Origin of the sequence: Arenibacter sp. F26102 (assembly GCF_023015865.1) — a bacterium.
In the GTDB taxonomy this organism is placed as follows: Bacteria; Bacteroidota; Bacteroidia; order Flavobacteriales; family Flavobacteriaceae; genus Arenibacter.
The window spans coordinates 1-308 of sequence record NZ_JALKBC010000070.1; the positions used below are offsets into that span (position 1 = coordinate 1).

Annotated in this window: 1 tRNA gene; it reads left to right on the plus strand. The window is 50.3% G+C overall.

The features are described from left to right. Positions 1-13 precede the first annotated feature (13 nt). Positions 14-87, plus strand: a tRNA-Ile gene (locus MWU78_RS22310). The last annotated feature ends 221 nt before the right edge of the window (positions 88-308 follow it).

Here is a 308-nt window from a genome sequence, read left to right on the forward strand (position 1 = left end):
TGGGGATCTGAACAGTCTCATAGCTCAGCTGGTTAGAGCGCTACACTGATAATGTAGAGGTCGGCAGTTCGAGTCTGCCTGAGACTACAAAGTAGACGAGGTGCGGACGAGAAGTTCATGCCGCTGCAAGCGGTAAGTCTACGCTGGATTACGATTTTGCCTTCGGGCACACGTTCATTGATTGAAAATATTGAATTAGGAAATTCTAGAAGTTGGGAAACCTGCCGACTATTGACTGGCATCAGCCGACCTATAGGAAAACGGGGGATTAGCTCAGCTGGCTAGAGCGCCTGCCTTGCACGCAGGAG